The organism is Candidatus Propionivibrio aalborgensis, from assembly GCF_900089945.1.
Taxonomy (GTDB): Bacteria; Pseudomonadota; Gammaproteobacteria; order Burkholderiales; family Rhodocyclaceae; genus Propionivibrio; species Propionivibrio aalborgensis.
In genome coordinates, this window is record NZ_FLQY01000191.1 from 1 (window position 1) to 1,505 (window position 1,505).

At 54.6% G+C, this 1,505-nt stretch carries 1 protein-coding gene; it reads left to right on the forward strand.

The genetic code is table 11. The features are described from left to right. Positions 1-340 precede the first annotated feature (340 nt). Entirely contained in the window at positions 341-1,354 is a 1,014-nt protein-coding gene (locus tag PROAA_RS10055) for a TRAP transporter substrate-binding protein (RefSeq protein WP_186411211.1), read from the forward strand. Positions 1,355-1,505: the final 151 nt, after the last annotated feature.

Below are 1,505 nucleotides of genomic sequence, written 5' to 3' on the forward strand. Positions count from 1 at the left end.
GCTAGGCTTGGGTTACGAAACCAAAGTGTTCGAATGGGCCACAGCTCCCAGCATGGTTATGAAGAATGACGCTTCTCTCAGCATCTCAACAACTGCGAGAAGGTGTGCTTGCGCTGTAGCTGGGGTAGTCGCTACAGGAACTGACTTCCCGGTTGACAGACCATCGCCTCGTCCTTAGGCAATTTCGTGCTGCCCAATGTGGTACAACCCGCATTCACGCATCCGAAACCAGTTACGTAGTTTCCACAATAGCCGGCCTGGGCTGTTTTTGTGATAGTACCGTCGCGTGTCGGGATTTTCCCGATTCTCGTTAACGTGTTAGATGGAGGAGATTCATAATATGAAAGCTTCAAAACTGCTTTTCGGTCTGGTAGCCGTCTTCCTTTCTGCTGTTCCGCCGCTCGCTTCCGCACAAGAACCGATCGTCATCAAGTTCAGTCACGTCGTCGCCAACGACACGCCCAAGGGCAAGGCGGCGGATTTCTTCGCCAAGAAGGCGGGCGAACTGACCAAGGGTAAGGTCAAGGTCGAGGTCTATGCCAATTCCACGCTGTACAAGGACAAGGAAGAAATGGAAGCGCTGCAACTCGGTGCGGTGCAGATGCTGGCACCCTCCCTCGCCAAGTTCGGTCCGCTCGGCTTGAAGGAGTTCGAATTATTCGACCTCCCGTATATCTTCGACGACTACAAGGAACTGCACTTGATTACCACGGGTCCGGTGGGCAAGGCCTTGCTGAAGAAGCTCGAAACCCGCGGCCTGGTCGGTCTCGCGTATTGGGATAACGGCTTCAAGGTGATGAGCGCGAACAAGCCGATCAATATGCCTGAAGACTACAAGGGGCTGAAGATGCGCATCCAGTCATCCGAAGTGCTCGACGCCCAGATGCGGGCGGTGGGAGCGATCCCGCAGAAGATGGCCTTCTCCGAGGTCTATCAGGCCCTGCAGACCGGTGTGGTCGATGGAACCGAGAATCCACCTTCCAATCTCTACACACAGAAGATGCATGAGGTACAGAAGTTCGTGGTGATGACCAACCATGGCTATCTTGGCTATGCGGTGATTACCAACAAGAAGTTCTGGGACGGTCTACCCTCGGATATTCGGACGGCTCTGGAAAGCGCCATGGATCAAGCCACGGCCTACGCCAACAAGATCGCTCAGGAAGAGAACGATATCGCCATGGCCGAGGTGCGCAAGTCGGGCAAGAGCCAGGTGACGACACCGACCGCCGAGCAGAAGAAGGCACTGAAGAAGGCGCTGGTACCGGTGCACGAGAAGATGTCCGGCCGCATCGGCAAAGAGAATATCGAAGCCGTATACAAGGCGACCAACTTCGACCCAAGCAAGCTTTAATCGATACGCATTGTGAGAGGGCGAAAGCCCCCTCGCTTTTTATAGTCGATACGCATTGTGAGGGGGCGAGAGTCCCCTCACTTTTTTGGGGGCTGGAATCATGAAATTTCTGGATCACCTGGAGGAATGGCTGATCACCTTCCTCATTGGC

Bases quoted from the DNA above. Each gene is read 5' to 3' on its own strand.
- PROAA_RS10055 (WP_186411211.1), top strand. From the start codon at position 341: ATGAAAGCTTCAAAACTGCTTTTCGGTCTGGTAGCCGTCTTCCTTTCT.